We start from the raw sequence: 18,821 nt of genomic DNA on the forward strand, positions 1-18,821 counted from the left end.
GCAGTTTCGTTTGGATCATCGAGCGGACCATAGGAAGATGCCTGCGATGTGGAGTCCGGCCAGGTAGATCGTTGCGGTCTTTCTCGTAACGTGTGGCCAGGCCGCGCCACTGCTTCAGGCGGTTGATGCACCGCTCGACGGTGTTGCGCTGCTTGTACGCCTCGCGGTCGAAGGCGGGTGGTCGGCCGCCTCGGCTGCCTCGCCGTAGTCGGTGGAGGTGTTGGTCCGCCGGAACAGGGATCACCGCGCGAATGCCCCGCCTTCCTAGGTGCCCACGGATAGCACGGCTGGAGTAGGCCTTGTCGGCCAGGACCATGTCGGGCCGTGTGCGGGGCCGCCCATGCGGGCGGGAGACTCGCAGGCGAGCCATCACCTGCGGAAAAGCCGGCGCGTCCCCGGCCTGTCCGGCAGTGAGCACGAAAGCCAAGGGTCGGCAGTTGCCGTCACCGCGAGGTGGATCTTGGTGGTCAGTCCGCCCCGGGACCGGCCGATGGCGTGGTCGGCTGGTTCGCCGGCCGGGGCCCCTTTTTGCGGGCCCCGGCCGCGTGCTGGTGCGCGCGCACGATCGTGGAGTCCACCGCGACCGCCCAGTTCAGGTCCTCGTCGACGTCGGCCTGGGCCATCAGCTCGGTGAACACCCGCTCCCAGGTCCCGTCGACGGCCCACATCCGCAGCCGGTCATCGCCCGCCGCAGCGTCAGCAGGCCCGAGGAGATCTCCTACTACATCGCCTACTGCCCGGCCGGGACCACCCTGGACGAGCTGATCCGCATCGCGGGCAGCCGATGGGCCGTGGAGGAATGCGTCCAGACCGCGAAGCAGGAATGCGGCCTCGACGACTACCAAGTCCGCCGCTACCCCGGCTGGCACCGCCACATGACCCTGGCCATGGCCGCCCACGCCTGCCTCACCATCCTGCGCGCCCGCGAACTCGACGCCGACAAAGCAGAAACGGATCCTCCCAGCTCATCCCCCTCAGCCTCGCCGAGATCCGACGCCTGATCACCCGACTCTCTGACCGCCGTCCCACCCCTGCCGACCACATCCTGCACTGGTCGCGCTGGCGACGACGACGCCAGCACCAAGCCCGCATCAGCCACTACAAACGACGCGGACACAGCCCCTGAAAACTGCCCAGCACTCAGAGCAAGCACCGTTGCAGTACTAGGCGTCGAGGCCCGGAGACGTGTAGGCGTCCGTCCGCCGCCCATGCGGCCGCCACCACCATCAGAGCCGGGACCGCCCACCGATGCACGGATTAGGGTTCGAGAGCCTGGATCAAACCAGACGGCACAGTCCCGCCATTCTCGAACGGCTTGTCCGTGTTCCCACTCTGGCAGACCGTTCTTACCCACGGATTAGGAGACGTGGAACTTCCTGCCGATCAGCGTGGCCACCCGTGCAGCCGTCCACACCTGGTCCTCCGCCCAGCCGTGCGCGGCCGGCCCCTGCTCGAGATACCCGGCGAGCTTCTCCAGACAGCGCGGCGACAGGCGACACCGGCCCCCGCTCGGCCCTCGCGAAAGCAGCGCGTCGGCACCACCTTGCCGCCACAACTGCTGCCACTGGTAAGCCAACTCACACTCACACGCAGCTGCCGGGCCACCTCGGGCGGTTTGACCTGCTGAGCGAACAGCTCCGCCGCCTGTATCCACACCGCTTCCCGGCGCCGCCGTGCTGCAGGCGTCAGCCCGCCCCCATCCGCATATCTCACGCACCACGAACTACCGACAACACGACACCCACATCAGGACGTTCCGCAAACATCACCCTAACGAGCCGAGATCAGTAACTCCCATTCCTTGTCGGTGAACCCATGACGGCGTATCACCCCGCCATGATCCACCGGATGGTGATCTCTGAAGATGGGGACATCCCACCCCTGTGCTGCACACAATCACGGTATGACCGACATCGTCGAAGCCGCCTGGCAGAAGATACTCGCCACCGCCGGCCCGCCCACCCGGCCAGAGGGCATGCCGCTGCCGGCACGCTTCACCGAGATGGTGCGGGCGGCGCATGCCGAGCCGCTGCTGCGTCAGCTCTACCCGTGGACGGGTATGTGGGAGCTGCACTTCAGCAGGTGCACGGATCCCCGGCCCAGCTGGGACATCCCTTACATCGGCATCCTGAGAGACGGCCGGTACTACGTCGAGGGACCACATCGCAGCAGCCCCCGCATCGCCGAAACAGACAGCGCGAAGACTGCCGTAGCGATGGTCATCGAGAGACTGCCGCCGGGCTGTGGCCCGGCCTTCGTCGGCACTGCGGAGGAACTGGCCACGCATGAGAAGGCACGAAAGAGCACGCAGGAGTCATCTCATCGGACTGATCTTTGATGCGGACTTCCCCGGTCTTCACTGCCGGGGGAGCACCCGCGTCCGCGAAGCCGGGGAAGGCGTAGGTCACTGTGTACCTCTGCACCGGAGTGGTGGCGAAGGTCTGCTCCACGCCACCTGGCTGAAGCTGGTTGAGCTCGACGGCCCGGCTGCCCTCGGCGGCGTTCACGAAACCGGGGCCTAGAGGTCGACGCCTCCGGCCACAACGTTCCACGGCCCGATGTCTGTCCATTGGCGTAGGAGGTGAACGACTCCGCTGCGGCTGTGGCCCACTCGAAACCGCCGTTGCCGATAGCGTTCGGGGCGAGCAGGGAGTCGGCGGGCAGCAAGTTGGCGGGCAGGGGCCGCGGGCGCGACGCAGGCGGTGACGCTGTCCGCGTTGCCGTCGCTGCCGTGGTCGGTTTCATTGCCGTACACGGTCGCGGCGTTGGCGACCGCACCGGTGGTGGCCTTGGCCTGAAGGGTCATGGTGGCGGAGGCGCCGACAGCCAGGTCACCCACCGACCAGACGCCGATGGCCGCGTAGCTGCCGTGGGAGGCGGTGGCGGACAGGAAGGTGAGTCCAGCGGGGAGCTGGTCGGTTGCCGTGACACCGGTGGCCTGTTGCGGCCCGGTGTTGCGCACGGTAACGCGGTAGGTCACCATCTCCCCTACGGTCACCGTCGTGGTGTCGGCCGGTTTGGTCACGTTCAGGTCGGCGGCTGGGCAGACCCGCGTGACCGCCTCGTTCGACGTCGCGGTCAGCTGCTCGGGCGCCCCACCCAGCCGGTTCTCGTAGGTGGCGGTGGCGGTGCTGGCGACCTCACCGCCCGCGGCGGTGCCGTTGATGGAGACCTTGAAAGTCCAGCCTTGCTAGGGTGGATCACCGTCACCTGCATCCGATGGAGGACACGTGAAAGCCGCCGACAGCACGGCGCGCCCGGGCCGCCTGGTGTGGATGGACACGGACCTGTGGAAGCGGCGGGTGAAGCAGCGCGCCGAGAACGACGGACTGGCCCGAGCCCGCTCGCGGGTCATCGAGGCACTCCTGGCCGCGTACGCCGAAGGGTCGCTCGACGCGCCCGTGCCGGCTGGCAGCACGTTCGGCACGGTGGAGCGGGGCGGATGCCGCGTCTACCTCGATGAGAGCGTGTGCGAGAGGGCCGAGACCAGGTGGAAGATTCAGGAGCAGGCCCGCCGAGGAGGCGGCCCCGGGTTCGGGCTGCTGTGTGAGGTACTGCTGAGGAAGTACGCCGAGGGGCGCGCCGAGTCGCGGATCACCGCGGCTCCCGCCGGGAACGCAGGGAGCGTGGCGGCATGAGCGAAGCAGCAGCCGACGGGCACAAACCCCTGATCCCGCAGCCCAAGACCACGGCGGAGGACCTACGCGCGGCCGTGGCGCAGATTACGCCGAACCAGGTGGCCGCGTTCGACGCCGAGCGGACGGCCGCGATGGAGGCCGCCCGCAGCCAGGTCGACGCGGCCCCCATGCGCCGGTTCCTGCGGCGGTGGGCGCTCACGGTGGCGATCGAGCGCGTTCCTGCACGGGCTGCGCGTCTGAGCGAGCTGGAGGCCCGAGCAGGGCAGGTGGAGGATCTGGCCGAGGGGCGTGCCATCGCCGCCGAGGTGGCGTCCATCCACGCGGCGGCAGCGGCCGAGGCCGGGATCGACGGGCGGACCGCCGGGTGACCGAGGACGCCTGACTGGGGTGGCGCTGGGAGTACGAACCCGACTACGAGCACGTGGCGAAGGGCCTGTCCGAGCGCGTGGTCGGGGAGGTGGAGCGGCTCGCCGGGCAGCTCGTGGACCTGGCCGAGATGGGCATCGACGTCACGGCCATCGGAGAAGGCCCGAGGCCGGGGGCCGCAGGCGGCGTGCGGCGCCTTTCGGTCCTGGAAGACGGGTTCATGCTGGTCCTGCCACTCCCCCGCCTGCGACTCGTTGCCGTCACCTACGTCTGCCCGCCGTTCGCCGACCTGTAGCCCCTTTCGCGCCCGAACTGCCGGCCGTCGCCGTGCCAACCGTCAGGGCCGAGGTCGGCGGCACGGGTAGCGAGGAAGGCAGCGCCCGCCACGCATACCCGTCACGACGCCGCCATCAGCGACCGATCAGCGCCCAGCTGTCGGTGGTCACGCAATTTCCCAGAATCTGCAGGATCAGCACCACGCAATTCCCCACCCGCGGAGTGGTTTGATCACTGGTTGGCCATTCCGCACGAATCGGGCCGGTTCGCCATAGGCATGCCGGTGCCCGGGTTGAGGGCCTGGGCCTTGGAGCCGTCGCGGTCCCTCGATCCGCGAGCCGAGAGGCCGACGGACGCACCGGATGGCAAGGAGAACGTTCACCGTGGTCGACATCGCCGAGATCTACGTGCACTGGTACGCGGGCCGGTCCAAGAGCCAGGTGTCCGCCGCGCTGGGGGTCGATCGCAAGACGATCAGGAAGTACCTGGCGTCGGCGGAGAAGGCGGGGATCACCCGGGCGGGCCGCCCATGAGCGAGGCGGACTGGGCCAAGCTACTCAAGAGCTGGTTCCCGGAGCTCACGAGCCGGAAGCTGAACCAGGTCAGGTGGGGTGAGATCGAGCCGCACCGCGATTACGTCAAGGAACTGGTGAAGACCACGACGGTCACCACGATCCACCAACGGCTCCGCGACGAGGGAAAGTCGACGGTGTCGCTGACGACGTTCGGCTCGTCTCGACGCAGATCCCGCCTGACGTCACCTGAGCGGTGATCACAGGACTGTCAGGCTGCCAGGTCCGCCATCGCCGGGACACCGGCCTGGCCAGGGCGGGGGGCGCCTGGCTCCCGGCGCTCTGGTCCGCTCTGGTCCCCTCTGGTCCGCTCTGGTCCGCCGGGAGGCAAGCGCACCGGTTGTCGCGGGCACTCGCCGAGGCCCCAGCAGCCGCCGGACGGCGAGCACCGGTGGTTCTCAGTCCAGTACGAAGGTGCCGCCCGCGGTCGTCGCCAGATCAGCCCCGAGGGCGGCTGCCGGCGTCCAGGCCCCGGGGCTGCCGAGGCCGCGGGCCAGCAGTTCGGTGGCGGCGGCGGTGACGTCGGCCGTGTAGTCCATACCGTCGCCGGCACGGAGCCATCCTTCGTGCCGGGTGCCGTCCGCCCACTCGACGACGGCGTGCCCCCAGGAGTGCTTGCGCGGACGGGGTGCGGCCTTGATCCGTACCCGGCCGAGCCGGTTGAGGGCCAGGCGTCGGAGCGCCGGAACGGACAGGAGGCGGCCCAGCAGCGGGAGCAGGGCACGTATCAGCGGAGCGGTCGGTACGAGAGCGGAAGTGGCGGTGACGAACGGTGCTCCGCTCACCGCGTGCGCCGCGACGAGCTCGCCGGACGCGACACCTGCCGACTTCGCCGACTCCTCGTCCGGGAAGGTGAGCTGCTGGGGGTCGGCGCCGAGGCGCGAGGTCACCAGCCGTCCGTTCTCGTACCGCCGCCCGCCGGCGGTGAGCGCGTCCACGACGCTGCCCGCCAAGGCGGCACCGAGCACACCCGCCTCGACGGCCACCGAGGCCGCGGAGTCGACCCGCACCCGGTGCGGGACGGGCCGCCCTTCGCACAGCTTCGCCACCACCGCCTCCGTCGCCAGCACACCGAATCCGGCGCCGGTGACCAGGGTGCTGCCCGTCCGCACCGCTTCGTCGTGCAGGGCGAGCAGCCCCTCCACGGCGACCACGTCGTTGGCCTGGTCGACGTAGTGGCCGCCGGGCATGCAGGCACGAGCGATCACCGGTGCCGTGGCGGCGAAGGCGCCCATCGTGTTCACCACCACCCGCGGGCGCTCCCGGACGATCTCGTCCGCGATCCGCTCGGCCGAGTCGGCGACGACCACCTTCACGTCCCCGGGCAGACCGGCTTCGGCCCCGGCGGCGACCATCCGCTCCCGGCTGCGCCCTACCGGCACGACCGTCAGCCCTCGCGCGGCCAGTCGCGCGGTCACGCCCCGGCCCACACGGCCGGTCGCCCCGACTATCCATACCTCGTCGTTCGTCCTGCTCTCGCCTGTCGTCCCGCCGGTCTCGCTGGTCTCGGTCATGCGAACGTCACCCCTGCCTGCCCCGGGCCGCACCGGGGACGGGCGCCCCCAGTGATGACACACTGTGTCGTAAGTGCAGGCTAGCACTGACGACACAGTGGGACATCACCTGTTACAGTCAACCTATGGCGAGGTGGGATCCGGGTGCCGAGCAGCGCCTGAAGCGGGCGGCTCTGGAGCTGTACCTGGAGCGCGGCTACGACAACGTGACGGTGACCCACATCGCCGAGCGAGCCGGACTCACCCGGCGCTCCTACTTCCGCTACTTCCCGGACAAGCGCGAGGTCCTCTTCGCCGGCTCGGAGCGCCTGCCCCCGGCACTGGCGGAAGCTGTCCTGACGGCGAACCCGGATGCGGCTCCGCTCACTGCCGCCCTCGACGCGCTGGCGCGAGTCGGTGCCCAGCTCGTCGAGCACGTGGACGGCGCGGCGGAGCGCCGGGCGGTGATCGACGCCAGCCCGGAGCTGCAGGAGCGCGAACGGACCAAGGCGGCCGCGATCACCGAGGCGATCCGCGACGCCCTGATACAGCGCCAGGTGAGCACCGGGACAGCCGAACTGGTCGCACAGCTCGCCACGGTGGCGTTCCACAACGCCTTCCGGCGCTGGATCGAGGCCGACGAACATGCGAGCTTCGGCAGTTGCCTGGACGCGGTGACCGGCGAACTGCGAGCCGCCCTCGCCGCGACGTGAGCGGGGCGCCTGGCCGGCGCCATGACCGATCGTCTCAATGCGGGACCGACGTCTCCGCCTGTCCAACTCCTTGATCACTGCCGCTGAGCGCCGGTGAAAGCACCAGACTGGACAACCGGTACGCACAGTGGCCAACTGGCGTGCCCAGTCACAGAATACGGTTGATAGCAGACCCGGAAGCGGACCTCCTCCAGCTGGCCGGCGCGGCGAGCGCCACGAGCGCCTGGCGTGGAACTCGAGGGGCGGACCGGATCCCGTGCGGGCCTTGACGGTCCGCGGCTCAGTCAGCGGCGGATGGACAGGCGCCGGCGAGCCCATCTACCCCGCCGCCCCGACCTGGTGCACCGGCCGTCCATCCATGCCCCGCTACCGGAAGCCACCGGTGTCGGTGGCGGAACTGGCCGCGGCCGCCGGACGGGAAGCCTTCAAGGAGGTGACTTGGCGGGAAGGCTCCCGCGGCCGAATGACCTCGCACTTCCTCGGGATGCTTGTCCGGCCGGCCGGGGTGCGTCCGCGCCGATTGGCCCAGGCAGCCGCGGTGACCGAGCACGGCCAGCGGGACGGAGTCCTGCCCCCAGTGCGACTGCTGGCCGAATGGCCCGACGACGAGGACCAACCGACCCGCTTCCGGCTGTCCGACCTGCCTGAGGACACCCCGATCGCCGACCTGGTCCACCTGGCGAAGATCCGCCGGCGCATCGAGCACGACTATCGCGAACTCAAGCACGGCCTGGGCCTGGACCACTTCGAAAGCCGCTCCTGGACCGGCTGGCACCACCACGCCACCCTGGTCACCGCTGCCCGTGCCTTCCTCACCGAGCAGCAGCTGGCCCCAAAAGCCGACACACCGGACTCACCCTCTACCAGATCCTCGACGCCCTCCAGGACCTGCTGAACTGCTGGACCGGAATCTGCACCACCTGCCGCCGGCCTCTGCCCATACCCCGCATCACACACCACACCGCAAGATCCGCAAGGACCTAACGGAGTCCTCGTGCGTAGCCGTCGGCGGCGCCGGTGGCCACGCCCTCGAACAGGCACAGCACCGGCCGGATCCCCGCCTCGTGGTCCAGGGCGCTGACGAAGTGCATTCCCGAGGTGCCCGGATTGGCGAAGCACACCTCGACACCGGTGGCCGCGAGCGTCTCCACAGCGCTGCGGGCCCCGTTCATGGCACGGCCCTCGGCGTGGGCCGCAGGGTGCGTCAGCGTGATCGTCTCGGTCATCGTACGGCCCCGGCCGGGGAGTTGGCGGAGGTGAGGCGGGCCTCGGCGATCTGCCGGGCGGCCCGCTGAGGGGTGACGCCGGTGGCACGGGCCAGGTCGAGAACGTGAGTGACGGTGGTGCCGATGCTCTCCACGCGCTGCAGGGCGCTCTCGTGGCTGTAGTTCTCCGATTCCCGGCTGAGTGCGTAGACGATCCCGCCGGCACTGGCGACGTAGTCGGGGACCCACACGACGCCGTGCCGGGCGAGGGCGCCGGCGACCGACTCCTCGGTGAGCTGGTTGTTGGCCGGACCGACGACCAGCGGCGCGCTCAGCAGCGGCACGCTCGTCTCGCTCAGGATGCCGCCGACGGCCGCCGGAACGAAGATGTCGGCGGACGTGGACAGCGCCGCATCCAGCTCGACCCATCCATAACCGCTCGCCAGGGCGAGGTCCTTGCGTGAGGTGTCCACGTCCGAGACGACGACGTGCGCCCCTCCGGAGGCCAGGCCCGCCGCGATACCGCTGCCGACCGACCCGAAACCGCTGATGACCACCGTGCGCCCGGCACAGGAGGCATCGCCGAACACATGCCGTGCACCGGCGTGCAGGGCGGCCAGCACACCCGTGGCCGTCGGACCACCCGAGTTCCCGGTCCCGCCGTGCTCCTCGGGGGCACAGTACGCGTACGGCGAGAACCGCTTGAGGACGACCATGTCATCGGGTCCGGTGCCGATGTCGGGACCGGTCCGGTAGGAACCCTCCAGTGACGCGATCAGCCCGCCGAGGTCCTCCAGCGCGGCCTCGCGCAGCTCCTCGGTGAGTTCGGTGTCCCTGCCCAGGGCGATCACGCTCTTGCCGCCCCCGGTGGTCCAGGCCGCCACCGCGGCCTTGTAGGTCATGGCCTCCGACAGGCGCAACGCGTCGGTCAGCCCCTCCTGCCACGTGTCGTAGCGGCGCAGCCGGCACCCGCCGACTGCGGGTCCCAGTGCCCGGGAGTGAACGGCGACGATGACCGGCAGCCCGGAGCGCCTACCCCGCCGGACGACTACTTCCTCATGTGCAAATGCTTGGCCCATGCACCAGAAGTTAGAGTGATGAGCGGACCGATGAGGGCTGCGCCGAATGAGATTCGGCGAATGAGGCGTGGAGGCAGTCACGGACGAAGTAGCCGCCCCGACTCCGAACTAGCCGCCTACCTGACCCGCTGGGCACTGTACGACGAGGCCGAGGTCGCCGCGGCCCTCAACTCCGTGCGGGCACCGGGCATGGGTGTGTACGTACTGGGTTACTACCACGGCTGGCGGATCCTGCGCTCCTGGCTGGATGCGCCCGACCGCCACCAGCGCGTCCGCCGCCTGCTCACCGAGCAGCTGCTCCCAGCCGACTTGGAAGCACAGAGACCGCGTAGCGCCGCAACCGGCGCTGGGGATCAGCGGGCCAGCATATGACTGGAGCTCCGTTCGACTGCCTGACCGCTCGCGGGGACGAGCTGTTCGAGCTGGTGGACGCGTTGCTATGTGCGGACGGGCCGGTGACGGCGCCGGTGGACTTGACGCTGGTGGCCGAGCACCGGCGCGGGCATGGCGCGATGTACGACGCGTTGAACTGCGGAAACGTCGATGTGCCGCGGCTGCGGCAGGTGCTGGCCGGGCTGCCGCAGCCCCAGACCGCTGACGGGCGCCTGGTGCTGGCGGTGGACATCAGCCACTGGCTCCGCCCGGACGCGCCGACCAGCGCGGACCGTCTGTTCTGCCACGTCTATGGCCGCAGCGGCCGGTCCTCGGACCAGTTCGTGCCCGGCTGGCCGTACTCGTTCGTCGCCGTGTTGGAGACGGGCCGCACGTCCTGGTGCCTGCTCCTGGACGCTGTGCGTCTGGGCCCCGCCGACGATGTCGCCGAGGTCACCGCCGCCCAGGTCCGCCGTGTGGTCGAGGACCTCATCGCCATGGGCCGCTGGAAGGCGGGCGACCGCGACATCCTGATTGTCTTCGACGCCGGCTACGACGCTCCGCGCATGGCCTATCTGCTGGAAGGGCTGCCGGTGGAGGTCCTCGGGCGGATGCGCACGGACCGTGTGATGCGCAAGCCGGTCCCGGTGCCGTGGATCTCACCGCCCCAGGGTGGACGTCCGCCGAAGCATGGCAAGGAGTTCCGCTTCGGGCACAGCAACACCAGTGGTGGCCGCGAGAGAGATGGACGCCCTGCAAGGATGGTCCCCATGTCGCCTTCGGCTATACGGCTCGCGCGGTACACCAAGACGGAGCGTGATGAGGTCAGCGGCGGTGCGGTTGATCCCAGCGGGGTGGCTGAGACCGGCCTGACATGGCTCGACAAAGAGGTGCATTTCGGTGTCAGACGGCAGGGCCGTCTGGTGGCGCACGCCGGATTGGTTCGAGTGCCGCTCTCAGTTGGTGCTGCCCGTCTGCAGGTTGCTGGCCTTGGCGGGGTGGTCGTGGCTCCTGATTTGAGAGGGCAGGGGTTGGCACGCCTGGTGGTGACGGCGGCTATGGAGCACGCCCGCAGCCTTGGCATCCAATTCGGACTGTTGTTTTGTTGGCCTGATCTGATTCCGCTGTATGAGCGGTTGGGATGGCGGGTTCTGGGCGATGACCTCCAAGTCGAGCAACCCGATGGGCCGGTCACCATGCCACTCCGGGCTATGTGGACATCGCTGGTCGAGGGTGCGGAATTTCCGGGCGGACAAGCCCGCCTCCTCTCGCTGCCCATGTGATGCCTCCTGTACTGCGAAGCGCGCTCACCCTCGCATGCCAAGCGAGGGAGGAAGTATTCCTTGTTCCCGGCGCTTCGCGACGCGACCAACCTGACTGAATTGAACGGAGAAATCGCGTATGGCAGAGATCGTGTTGATGTCGGATCCAAGAGTTGCTGCCATTCCGGTAAGAGAGTGCGGTGAGCCCTTGGTGGACTGCCGGGGAGCGCTGCGTGTCGACGAACGGCGCTCTGATGCAGTGGGCAGTTGGGCGCGTTTGCGATCCAGTGTGGCGGAACGACTCGTACGAGCACAGGAGCTGCTGCCTGACGGCTGGCAGTGGCTCCTTGTGGAGGGGCATCGCCCGCCGGTCCTGCAGCAAAGCATCTTCGATGGCTACCTCGCTTCGCTGCGGCGGCTGCATCCAGGCGCGACGGAGGCTGAGCTCACAACGGCAGCCACACGCTGGGTCGCGCCGCTGGCGACGGCAGGTCATGTGGCTGGCGCGGCCATCGATCTCACGGTGTGTACCGAGGACGGGGCCGAGGTCGACATGGGTTGCCCAGAGGCGGCCACACCGGAAGAGAGCGACGGAGCCTGCTATACCGACGCGCCTGGACTCCCCGAGCAGGCTCGACGAAACCGGGCACTGATGGGTGAGGCCCTGAAGACGGTGGGCATGGTCAACTATCCGACCGAATGGTGGCACTGGTCCTATGGAGACCGGTACTGGGCGCTCACCGCACGGGCTAGCAATGCGATCTACGGGCCGTGGGAACGCGGCTGAGCCAGCTGGAACCGTTGGGGACCGAACCCCTTCTGCTCGCAAATCCGAGCAGAACGGCCTTGTTGGTTACCGATGTCCTTTCGTCCAGCTGTGTGTGCGTGATCCTTTCCGGGTCAGACGCCTCGCCATGAGGGTAATGAGGGACCAGTTCAGGTGTGCCTCCGAATGCTGCGGGAGGCGCTCGTAGTCTCGCGCGTTGCGACGGGCGTTCATGATCCATCCCAGTGTGCGTTCGACGCGCCAACGACGCCGGAGGACGACGAACCCCTTAGCGCCCTTGGGGCGGGAGACCGTTTTGAGGGTGATGCGGAGGAAGTTCTCGGCCCAGTCGACGAGCTTGCCGGCATAGGCGGAGTCGGCCCACACCTGGGTGACCTGCGGGTGTGTGAGGCGAAGGCGCCAGAGCAGTTCGCGTGCTGCGTCCCGTTCCTGCATGTCGGCGGGCGTCACCATGATCATCACCGGGAATCCCAACCGCCCCGACATCCCGCAGGTGCGGGATCCCCCGGGTGACCTGCCACTTTGTCAGGCGGGTGGCGGCGCCCAGCTGGCGGGTGTGCAGCCCGGCGGCGGCGCCGCAGCGTGCGCAGGGGACGGCCGCGTGCTTGGCGAAGCAGGCCCGGCAGATCCGCTTGCCGTCCAGGAGTTTCGACAGCGCCTTCGCTCCGTGGCAGCGCGGGCAGGCCGGCTTGAGAACTGCGGTGGCGCCGGCAGCGACGAGTTCGCCGATGAAACGCAGCACGGCCGGAGTGGGGGCCTCGTGCCCGGCGCCGGTCAGCAGCTCAGGATGTTCGATCACGGCCCAGACCAGTCGGCACTGCCCGGCCGGACGCTTCGTGGACCGCTCAAGAGCGGTCCGGACAGTGTCCGCATTGAGTGCGGGATCGAGACCGGTGATCAACTGGGTAAGTTCCTGGAGCGGATCGCCGGCGGTCTCTGGACACTTGGCGCATCGGGGCTGACCTTGGCGGTCGCGGCTGACGACTCGCCGCTGGTGGTGGCAGCCCGCGCAGACGGCGGGTTTGTCGAAGCAGGGCGAGCATCCCCACCGTCCGCCCGAGCGGCTGCCGACGTAGGGGCGCGGGCGTCCGCACTCGCCGCAGCGGGGCAGGGCGGTGTCCTGGGCGCCCGCTTCGTGCAGGGCCATCAGCAGCTTGGCGACGCGGAACGGCGCGGGTGGCTTGCCGGTCCGCAGCAGCGACGGGTTGTCGTGCAGGGCCTGGGCGAGATTGCGGCGGACGGCTCGTGTGCGTACGAGCGTGCAGACGATGCCGCGGATGCGGTCGGGCGTCCAGGTGTTTCTCGACGTTGCCGACCAGACGCACGATCAAGCCGACCGGATCGGCGAGAGCTTCCTCGGCGACCGCAGGTGCGGTCACCGCTCAACTCCGGTGATCCCAGCCCGCCTTGGCCTCAGTTCGCCGACACCTTCAGAAGTGGTGGCCCCACCTGCGGCGGCCTTCTTCGGCTTCTTCGCCGTCCCGGCCTTGGCGATCGGCTCGATCAGGTCGTCCATCGTGCAGTTCAGGATGTCGAGGAGTGCCATGAGGATCTTCAGGCTGAGTCCATCCGGTCGCTCGACGACGAGCCGGTAGACCTGGCTCGACGACAGTGAGATGCCGCGTTCCTTCAGCGCCGGGAGGAGGTCCGTGGTGGAGAACATCCCGCGGTCCGCCATGACCTTGCGCAGGTGCCAGTCGTAGTCGAGCTTGGCGGCCATCATCGGGTCCTTCCTCGTCAGACTCCAGCGAACGCTGGGCCCAGGGCCTTGCTCAGGGCAGTGTGCTCGGTCATAGGTCGGACGGTGTCGTGGTGGCTGCGACCACGGGCGAACTCCGCTCTCTCCAACTCCGAACACTACGGCTGATCGAACTCGCGTGCACCGAACGTCCTGCCGGGAAGAGTGTGATCGCCTCCACTGGTTCGAACAACACCGCGCAGGCCTGCGCTATGACCGAGCGGGCGGTCGAGCTGGGCGCGGACGCGGTGCTCTCGGTGGCGCCGTACTACAACCGGCCCAATCGCCGTGGTCTGATCCGGCACTACGCACAGATCGCCAAGGCGGCGGGAAAGCCCGTCATGGTGTACAACGTCCCGGCCCGCACCGGCATCGACATGCCCAACGACCTGCTCGGCGAACTGGCTCAGATCGAACACATCGACTACGTCAAGCAGGCCAACAACGCCAATCTCGCCCCTCTCGACGGCCTGGGACTTTACGCGGGCAATGACGACATCTTCGCCCGTACCCTCGAACTCGGGGGCTGCGGCGGCGTTCTCGTCGCCAGCCAGGTCGCCGGACCGCTGATGCGACGCATGGCCGACGAACCCGACCGTCGCGCGGAGATCGACGCCCGGCTGCGGCCGCTGTACCGGGCGCTCTCGGTGACGACCAACCCGATTCCCATCAAGGCGGCACTCAATCTGCCCGGCCATCGCGTCGGCGGGCTACGGCTTTCCCTGGCCGAGGCAGATGAGGCGGAGACCGAGGTCATCCGGACCGCGCTGATCGAGTGCGGCCTGTCGCGCTGAGAACCGCTCGCGATAGTGGAAAGGATTGCCGCATGGCCCGGCACGTCTCGCTCGCCGCGGTGAACTTCGCGGTGCGTCCCATCGAGGACTTCTCCGGGTTCGTCAGCCACGTGAAAGATCTGCTGACGGCCTGCGAAGGGGCCGATCTGGTGGTGTTCCCCGAGCTGTGCACCGTCGAGCTGCTCACCACGTTGCCCCACTGGCAGCGTCTGCCGGCCACGGAACTCGGGCTGATCGCGAAGTTCTCCGACGACTACGTGGAGCTGTTCACCCGGCTGGCGGCCGAGCGGGGCCAGTACATCGCGGGCGGCTCCCACCTCATCCCGCACGGTTCCGCGTACCTCAACACGGCGTACCTGTTCACACCGGACGGGAAGGTGATCCGCCATGCCAAGACCCACATCTTCCCCGCCAAGGCGACATGGTCCACCGCTGAGGGCGACAGCATGGAGGCGATCGACCTTCCGTTCGCGCGGGTCGGCTTCAACATCTGCTACGAGGTGGAAATCCCCGAATGCGCCACGACCCTGGCCCACCAGGGCGCGGAGATCATTCTCAGCCCGTCGTACACATTCACCGAACACGGCTTCTGGCGGGTCCGGCACAGCGCGCACGCCCGCGCCATCGAGAATCAGGTGTATCTCGTACACGCCTGCACCGGCGGCAGTCCGGGCGCACCGCTGCCCCACCGCTGCCCCACGGCTGGGCCAGGAGCTCGGTCCTCAGCCCCTGTGACGCCGTCTTCCCGGCGAACGGTGTTGTCGCCGAGGCCACCGCCAACACCGAGTCCGCGGCCCGAGCCGTGGTCGACCTCGACCTGCTCACCGCCAACCGCGAGACTGGCGCCGCCCCTGCCTTTCGCGACCGGCGCCGCCGCGCTGACCGCTACCACAGCTGGCCGTCGCCGAGACCCCGCTGACCTGCCCCGCCGCTGCCGTCCGGGAGGACAGGCGCCGACGCCCGTCGGTCTTGCCCTGGTCTCGGCAGGCGGCCGATGCCTGGTGAACGGCGAGCCCGGTGAGATTGAGCATCGGCGGATGGTGGCCGAGCAACAGGCCGATGAGCAAGGCGGCTCCGTCGTGGTGGATGTCCACCGCCCGCAACGCGGGAATGATCCACTCGAGCCAACGCTTGGACGGCAGGACACCCTACGGTCCGGTAGCCAGACGCACCCCCAGCCCGACCAAGACCGCCCCGGAGACCTGTTCCATCCGGCGCCGAACGGACTGCCGCTGAAGCACTCCTCCGACACGTCCGGCCAGCCAGACCAGCGGCAGGTACCAGATCAAGTCGACCACGGCCCAGATCACCGAGAAGGCGAGAAGCGTCGGGAGAACAGGGGCTCCATGCGGCACGAACTGCGGCAGGAAGGACACAGCGAACACGCCGGCCTTCGGATTGGCGAAGTTGGTGGCAAGGCCCTGCCAGTACGCCCGCCGGAGCGACACCGCGGCTGTTCCCGCTGGTCCCTGATCCGGCTGTCCGGCTCGCCTCGCCTGCCACAAGGCACGCGCTCCCATCCACACCAGCACCGCGGCGCCGGCGATCCGGATGACGTCGTAGGCGACCTGCGAGGCCAGCAGGAGGGCGGAGAGACCGAAGGCCGCGGCCAGGCCCCACAGCAGCACCCCGCACTCGTTACCCATGACCGTGGCCATGCCGGTCCTGCGGCCGTTCACCACCGCTCGGCGCAGGATCACGACCGTGCTCGGCCCCGGGACCATGGCGATCAGGAAGGCGGCACCGACGAACGCAACGACGGAAGTCATCATCGGGGCAGCATCGCCCAGTGTGCTGACGCGTCACAAGGCTCTTGCCGACCCAGCTGCGGACGTCTTTCCGCAGATCGTCCGTCGAGGTGACGGCCACGGCCGGGTTCACGCCGCGGAGAAGCGGGCCCTGGCGGACTTCCTCGACACCACGCCCGCGGCGCTGCTGACCGACCCGTTGATCACCATCGTGCGCGACCACGCCGGATGCCGCGCCGGAGCACGCCCCGGCCGTACCACGGAGATCGCCAACACGCTCGATTCCCTTGCCGCTCAGCCGCTGAGGCGCGCGCACGCGGCGGGCACGCGGCGGGCCGGTGCGCTCCGTGGTCACCCGGGAGGACCTGCGGCCCCCTCATGTGCCAGACCGCCCACGCTGTCGACATTCACGCCGACGACCAGGAGACGCGCCTCGCGTCCGCCCCCGCCACCTGGGCTGCAGGGGCTCCTGCCCCTGAGCAGTCGGCGCCGCGGCCGGGAGGGGCAGTGGCCTGGCGATGCGCCACCCGGGCGGGCCCGCAGCCCGGGCCACGAGGACGGCCTGCCGTGCGCCACCGCCTGCCCACGCCCGGTCCCGGGCGTGGGCAGGCGGGATTCACCTGTGTGGATAGGCGACTCCCAGCTTGCCAGCGGTCTGCTCCAAGCCCCCCCGGACCCGTCCGCCCGGCCTGATGGGCATCGGCCAGGCGGGCGACCCACTGGGCGGCGGTGGCGAAGGCGACCCGGTGGCCGGCCCGGCTGGCAGGCCCGGATGCCGACCCCGGTGGCGAGGCGGGTCCTGCCGGTGCCGGAGCCCCCGGGAAGATCACGTTCTCTTTGCCGACGACGGAGTCCAGCGTTCCCAGGTGGACGATGACCTCGCGTCTGACGGACCGCTGGTGGTCGAAGCCGAAGTCCTCCAACGCCTTGCGGGAGAGAAAACGGGCAGCCGACAGGCCGGACGCATCCCGGACGCATCCCCCGGCGCCGTGGCGTTCAGCCCGACAGGCCGGAGACGCGTCCCTCGGCGCCGTGGCGTTCTGGACACGAGGGTGACTCCGTCCCGTGGGGACGTACCTGACGAGTTGACGCCTTGACGTCACCACGGCCCCGAAAAGGCTGCCCCAGCCGCGTCCTGTGATCGTCTACCGCGGATCAGTGCCGGAAGGCGTCCTTGATCTTCGAACCGGACTGCTTGGCGTTGCCCTTCACCTTGCCGCCACGCCCTTCCGCCTGCATGCGGCGGTTACCGGTGACCCGGCCGAGCGCCTTTTTGGCGCTGCCTCGCACCGCTTCGGCCGTGTGGGCCATCTTCTTCCCGACATTCATGAGTCACTGCCTTCCTATCGATGGGCGGTGCGGTGCCCGAATAGACGCGGTCGGCCATGGCGCCGAGTGCCGCGGGCGGACTCGTCGTCCGCGGGCTCGTGTCTTCCAGCCACCTCATCGCGATCCCGGTCGACCGGCGCGGCCTCCCGGCGGTGCCGTGTGAGCCCTTGGCGCGCGGCGTGCCTGCGGCGCACGGCGGCCATCATCAGGCTCAGCCCGAGCAGGGCAGCGGCCCCGATCACGATCCCGGAGAGAAACACCGTTCCGGTGTAGCCGCCGCCGTTGAAACCGAACAGAGAGAAGCCATCGGTGAGCACGTGCCCACCGTCGAGGTTGCTCAGCACGCCTACCACGCCGATAACAGCCGCCGCGGCCAGGATGATGAGCCCTATGAACAGCATGTCGCTCTCCATGCTTTGAGAACATATGCGTCAAATGAAAGGGTGCGGTCCACGCCCGTCTCGCCGTCGTCGGCGGTTCGACCTCGCAAGGTCCGTCTGACCTCCGTCGCCCCGCCGCCGGCCCGCGCCGCCACATCGGCCACGAACCCGTCCAGGACCGCCGGAAGGTCACCGTGGTGCCGGCGCAGGTTCTGCAGCGCCAGTGCCTGCGAGACGTGCCCCGGCAGTACCGGGGCGTCGGAGGCCGCGCCGAACGATGAGCCGAGCGCCACCGCGTACGCGCCCGGCCGGTCGACGGCGGCACACAGCCGGTCGAAGATACGCTCCCCTCCGTACGCGGGGTCGTCCGGCCAGGCAGCGGCACAGGACGGCACCCCCGTGCCGCGGATGCCCCCCGCCAGCTCCCACGCCTGCCCGGCGCTCAGTGCGCCGCACGCGCGATCCACGCAGACGAGACTGCTCCGCAACGCATGGGCGATCCCGTTCACGCCGGCTTCAGCGTGAACGGTACCCCTGGCCGTGAGGAGTGCCGCCGCCAGAGGGACGGGTACGGCCGACGCGAGTGTGACCGGGCGCCACGGTTTACTGGTCACAAGCACCTTTTACCCGCAATCGGGGTGTACCTCACATAACCGGCGATTATGGTGTGTAACCACCTCACCGCCGGCAGACAGTCCGCGGTGACGAAGGCGACGGCGATAGGCGCACCGGCGCCGGAGACCGTGTGGGGCCACCATCACAGCGCCCCGTGCGGCGGCGAGCCGGGCACGGACCAAGGCCTGGGCATCCGGTGTCCACTCCCCCTCGGCCAGCGGCAGCATCGTCATGCCGGACAGCAAAACCCCACAACCATGACCCTCATCGAAACCGTCATGGATCCGACACCAGGCCGCGAGCGCCGCCGGGAACGCCACTCCAATGGCCACCTCCCCCGCCGCGATGCCGGCCTCACCAGCCACAGAGCGCAGCAAACCGGCCGAAGCAGCAGCCTGCTCACCCAGCCACGTCCCGATCCGCCCCCAGGCCGCGACCACCCCGCCGCGAACCG

General features: G+C 69.3%; 22 protein-coding genes and 6 pseudogenes. 15 read left to right on the forward strand and 13 right to left on the reverse strand.

Going from position 1 to position 18,821, the window contains the following annotated elements; all coding sequences use genetic code 11:
* Window positions 1–15: 15 nt before the first annotated feature.
* Window positions 16–680, reverse strand: a pseudogene (locus tag GWI24_RS21430) (IS5 family transposase); the annotation flags it as partial.
* Between GWI24_RS21430 and GWI24_RS21435 the strand changes: the two are divergent.
* Window positions 678–1,001: pseudogene (locus GWI24_RS21435) on the forward strand (IS701 family transposase); the annotation flags it as partial. The pseudogenes GWI24_RS21430 and GWI24_RS21435 overlap by 3 nt on opposite strands.
* 356 nt (window positions 1,002–1,357) lie before the next feature.
* On the opposite strand, the gene GWI24_RS21440 reads toward GWI24_RS21435, so the two are convergent.
* On the reverse strand, window positions 1,358–1,576 hold the full coding sequence (locus tag GWI24_RS21440; protein ID WP_247616686.1) for a hypothetical protein: 219 nt from the start codon (window positions 1,574–1,576) through the stop codon (window positions 1,358–1,360).
* A 327-nt stretch (window positions 1,577–1,903) separates the two neighbouring features.
* Between GWI24_RS21440 and GWI24_RS21445 the strand changes: the two genes are divergently transcribed.
* The gene (locus GWI24_RS21445; RefSeq protein ID WP_247616687.1) at window positions 1,904–2,338 is read left to right on the forward strand and encodes a DUF6193 family natural product biosynthesis protein; all 435 of its coding nucleotides are present in this window, start codon (window positions 1,904–1,906) and stop codon (window positions 2,336–2,338) included.
* A gap of 180 nt (window positions 2,339–2,518) precedes the next feature.
* Here GWI24_RS21445 and GWI24_RS21450 read toward each other — a convergent pair whose 3' ends face one another.
* Entirely contained in the window at window positions 2,519–3,025 is a 507-nt protein-coding gene (locus tag GWI24_RS21450; protein ID WP_308343882.1) for a DUF11 domain-containing protein, read from the reverse strand.
* A gap of 205 nt (window positions 3,026–3,230) precedes the next feature.
* Between GWI24_RS21450 and GWI24_RS21455 the strand changes: the two genes are divergently transcribed.
* The 5 genes from GWI24_RS21455 to GWI24_RS21475 all read left to right on the forward strand — a co-directional run bounded on the left by GWI24_RS21455 (window position 3,231) and on the right by GWI24_RS21475 (window position 5,052).
* On the forward strand, window positions 3,231–3,638 hold the full coding sequence (locus GWI24_RS21455; protein ID WP_210947537.1) for a hypothetical protein: 408 nt from the start codon (window positions 3,231–3,233) through the stop codon (window positions 3,636–3,638).
* Window positions 3,635–4,006 (forward strand): DUF6247 family protein, encoded by a 372-nt coding sequence (locus GWI24_RS21460; RefSeq protein ID WP_210947538.1) that lies wholly within the window; start codon window positions 3,635–3,637, stop codon window positions 4,004–4,006. The genes GWI24_RS21455 and GWI24_RS21460 overlap by 4 nt, the downstream gene beginning before the upstream one ends.
* A gap of 53 nt (window positions 4,007–4,059) precedes the next feature.
* The gene (locus tag GWI24_RS21465) at window positions 4,060–4,299 is read left to right on the forward strand and encodes a hypothetical protein (protein ID WP_308343883.1); all 240 of its coding nucleotides are present in this window, start codon (window positions 4,060–4,062) and stop codon (window positions 4,297–4,299) included.
* A gap of 343 nt (window positions 4,300–4,642) precedes the next feature.
* Window positions 4,643–4,813, forward strand: a complete 171-nt coding sequence (locus tag GWI24_RS21470) for a hypothetical protein (RefSeq protein ID WP_210947539.1) — start codon at window positions 4,643–4,645, stop codon at window positions 4,811–4,813.
* Window positions 4,810–5,052 (forward strand): hypothetical protein, encoded by a 243-nt coding sequence (locus GWI24_RS21475; RefSeq protein WP_210947540.1) that lies wholly within the window; start codon window positions 4,810–4,812, stop codon window positions 5,050–5,052. The genes GWI24_RS21470 and GWI24_RS21475 overlap by 4 nt, the downstream gene beginning before the upstream one ends.
* Before the next feature lie 198 nt (window positions 5,053–5,250).
* Here GWI24_RS21475 and GWI24_RS21480 read toward each other — a convergent pair whose 3' ends face one another.
* The gene (locus GWI24_RS21480) at window positions 5,251–6,366 is read right to left on the reverse strand and encodes a hypothetical protein (RefSeq protein ID WP_210947541.1); all 1,116 of its coding nucleotides are present in this window, start codon (window positions 6,364–6,366) and stop codon (window positions 5,251–5,253) included.
* A 125-nt stretch (window positions 6,367–6,491) separates the two neighbouring features.
* On the opposite strand from GWI24_RS21480, the gene GWI24_RS21485 reads away from it, so the two are divergent.
* Together GWI24_RS21485 and GWI24_RS21490 are read left to right on the forward strand one after the other, a co-directional pair.
* Window positions 6,492–7,058 carry a TetR/AcrR family transcriptional regulator gene (locus GWI24_RS21485; protein WP_210947542.1) on the forward strand — a complete coding sequence of 189 codons (567 nt, stop codon included), beginning with the start codon at window positions 6,492–6,494 and terminating at the stop codon, window positions 7,056–7,058.
* A 322-nt stretch (window positions 7,059–7,380) separates the two neighbouring features.
* Window positions 7,381–7,953: pseudogene (locus GWI24_RS21490) on the forward strand (IS701 family transposase); the annotation flags it as partial.
* An 85-nt stretch (window positions 7,954–8,038) separates the two neighbouring features.
* Here GWI24_RS21490 and GWI24_RS21495 read toward each other — a convergent pair.
* Together GWI24_RS21495 and GWI24_RS21500 are read right to left on the reverse strand one after the other, a co-directional pair.
* Window positions 8,039–8,284: a thiamine pyrophosphate-binding protein gene (locus tag GWI24_RS21495; RefSeq protein WP_247616688.1), complete on the reverse strand. Its 246-nt coding sequence runs from the start codon at window positions 8,282–8,284 to the stop codon at window positions 8,039–8,041.
* Window positions 8,281–9,342: a Glu/Leu/Phe/Val dehydrogenase gene (locus GWI24_RS21500; RefSeq protein ID WP_210947543.1), complete on the reverse strand. Its 1,062-nt coding sequence runs from the start codon at window positions 9,340–9,342 to the stop codon at window positions 8,281–8,283. The genes GWI24_RS21495 and GWI24_RS21500 overlap by 4 nt, the downstream gene beginning before the upstream one ends.
* Window positions 9,343–9,710: 368 nt before the next feature.
* Here GWI24_RS21500 and GWI24_RS46895 point away from each other — a divergent pair.
* The 3 genes and pseudogenes from GWI24_RS46895 to GWI24_RS21515 form a co-directional block, all read left to right on the forward strand.
* Window positions 9,711–10,445, forward strand: a pseudogene (locus GWI24_RS46895) (transposase); the annotation flags it as partial.
* A 39-nt stretch (window positions 10,446–10,484) separates the two neighbouring features.
* The gene (locus tag GWI24_RS46900; RefSeq protein ID WP_374103327.1) at window positions 10,485–10,997 is read left to right on the forward strand and encodes a GNAT family N-acetyltransferase; all 513 of its coding nucleotides are present in this window, start codon (window positions 10,485–10,487) and stop codon (window positions 10,995–10,997) included.
* A gap of 118 nt (window positions 10,998–11,115) precedes the next feature.
* Window positions 11,116–11,763 (forward strand): M15 family metallopeptidase, encoded by a 648-nt coding sequence (locus GWI24_RS21515; RefSeq protein WP_210947544.1) that lies wholly within the window; start codon window positions 11,116–11,118, stop codon window positions 11,761–11,763.
* Window positions 11,764–11,841: 78 nt separating this feature from the next.
* Here the strand turns inward: GWI24_RS21515 and GWI24_RS21520 are convergent.
* A pseudogene (locus tag GWI24_RS21520) lies at window positions 11,842–12,234 on the reverse strand (transposase); the annotation flags it as partial.
* Window positions 12,235–13,138: 904 nt separating this feature from the next.
* Window positions 13,139–13,486 (reverse strand): helix-turn-helix domain-containing protein, encoded by a 348-nt coding sequence (locus GWI24_RS21525; protein ID WP_374103325.1) that lies wholly within the window; start codon window positions 13,484–13,486, stop codon window positions 13,139–13,141.
* Window positions 13,487–13,572: 86 nt separating this feature from the next.
* Between GWI24_RS21525 and GWI24_RS21530 the strand changes: the two genes are divergently transcribed.
* Window positions 13,573–14,295, forward strand: coding sequence for a dihydrodipicolinate synthase family protein (locus GWI24_RS21530; RefSeq protein ID WP_308343887.1), 723 nt, complete (start codon window positions 13,573–13,575; stop codon window positions 14,293–14,295).
* Window positions 14,296–14,327: 32 nt separating this feature from the next.
* Window positions 14,328–14,897: pseudogene (locus GWI24_RS45425) on the forward strand (nitrilase-related carbon-nitrogen hydrolase); the annotation flags it as partial.
* Between the two features lie 546 nt (window positions 14,898–15,443).
* Here GWI24_RS45425 and GWI24_RS21535 read toward each other — a convergent pair.
* The 5 genes from GWI24_RS21535 to GWI24_RS21555 all read right to left on the reverse strand — a co-directional run bounded on the left by GWI24_RS21535 (window position 15,444) and on the right by GWI24_RS21555 (window position 18,261).
* Entirely contained in the window at window positions 15,444–16,067 is a 624-nt protein-coding gene (locus tag GWI24_RS21535; RefSeq protein WP_210947558.1) for a LysE family translocator, read from the reverse strand.
* A gap of 383 nt (window positions 16,068–16,450) precedes the next feature.
* Entirely contained in the window at window positions 16,451–17,149 is a 699-nt protein-coding gene (locus GWI24_RS46905) for an ATP-binding protein (protein WP_374103326.1), read from the reverse strand.
* A gap of 49 nt (window positions 17,150–17,198) precedes the next feature.
* Window positions 17,199–17,372, reverse strand: coding sequence for a CsbD family protein (locus tag GWI24_RS21545; RefSeq protein ID WP_210947548.1), 174 nt, complete (start codon window positions 17,370–17,372; stop codon window positions 17,199–17,201).
* Window positions 17,373–17,386: 14 nt separating this feature from the next.
* Complete coding sequence (locus tag GWI24_RS21550; protein WP_210947549.1) at window positions 17,387–17,785, reverse strand: hypothetical protein; 399 nt, start codon at window positions 17,783–17,785, stop codon at window positions 17,387–17,389.
* Complete coding sequence (locus GWI24_RS21555) at window positions 17,761–18,261, reverse strand: hypothetical protein (RefSeq protein ID WP_210947550.1); 501 nt, start codon at window positions 18,259–18,261, stop codon at window positions 17,761–17,763. Before GWI24_RS21555 ends, GWI24_RS21550 begins: the two co-directional genes overlap by 25 nt.
* A gap of 363 nt (window positions 18,262–18,624) precedes the next feature.
* Between GWI24_RS21555 and GWI24_RS21560 the strand changes: the two genes are divergently transcribed.
* On the forward strand, window positions 18,625–18,821 hold a 197-nt coding region (locus GWI24_RS21560; RefSeq protein ID WP_210947551.1), incomplete at its 3' end, for a hypothetical protein.

The sequence above is a fragment of the Streptomyces sp. MK37H genome (genome assembly GCF_018035285.1).
In the GTDB taxonomy this organism is placed as follows: domain Bacteria; phylum Actinomycetota; class Actinomycetes; order Streptomycetales; family Streptomycetaceae; genus Streptomyces; species Streptomyces endocoffeicus.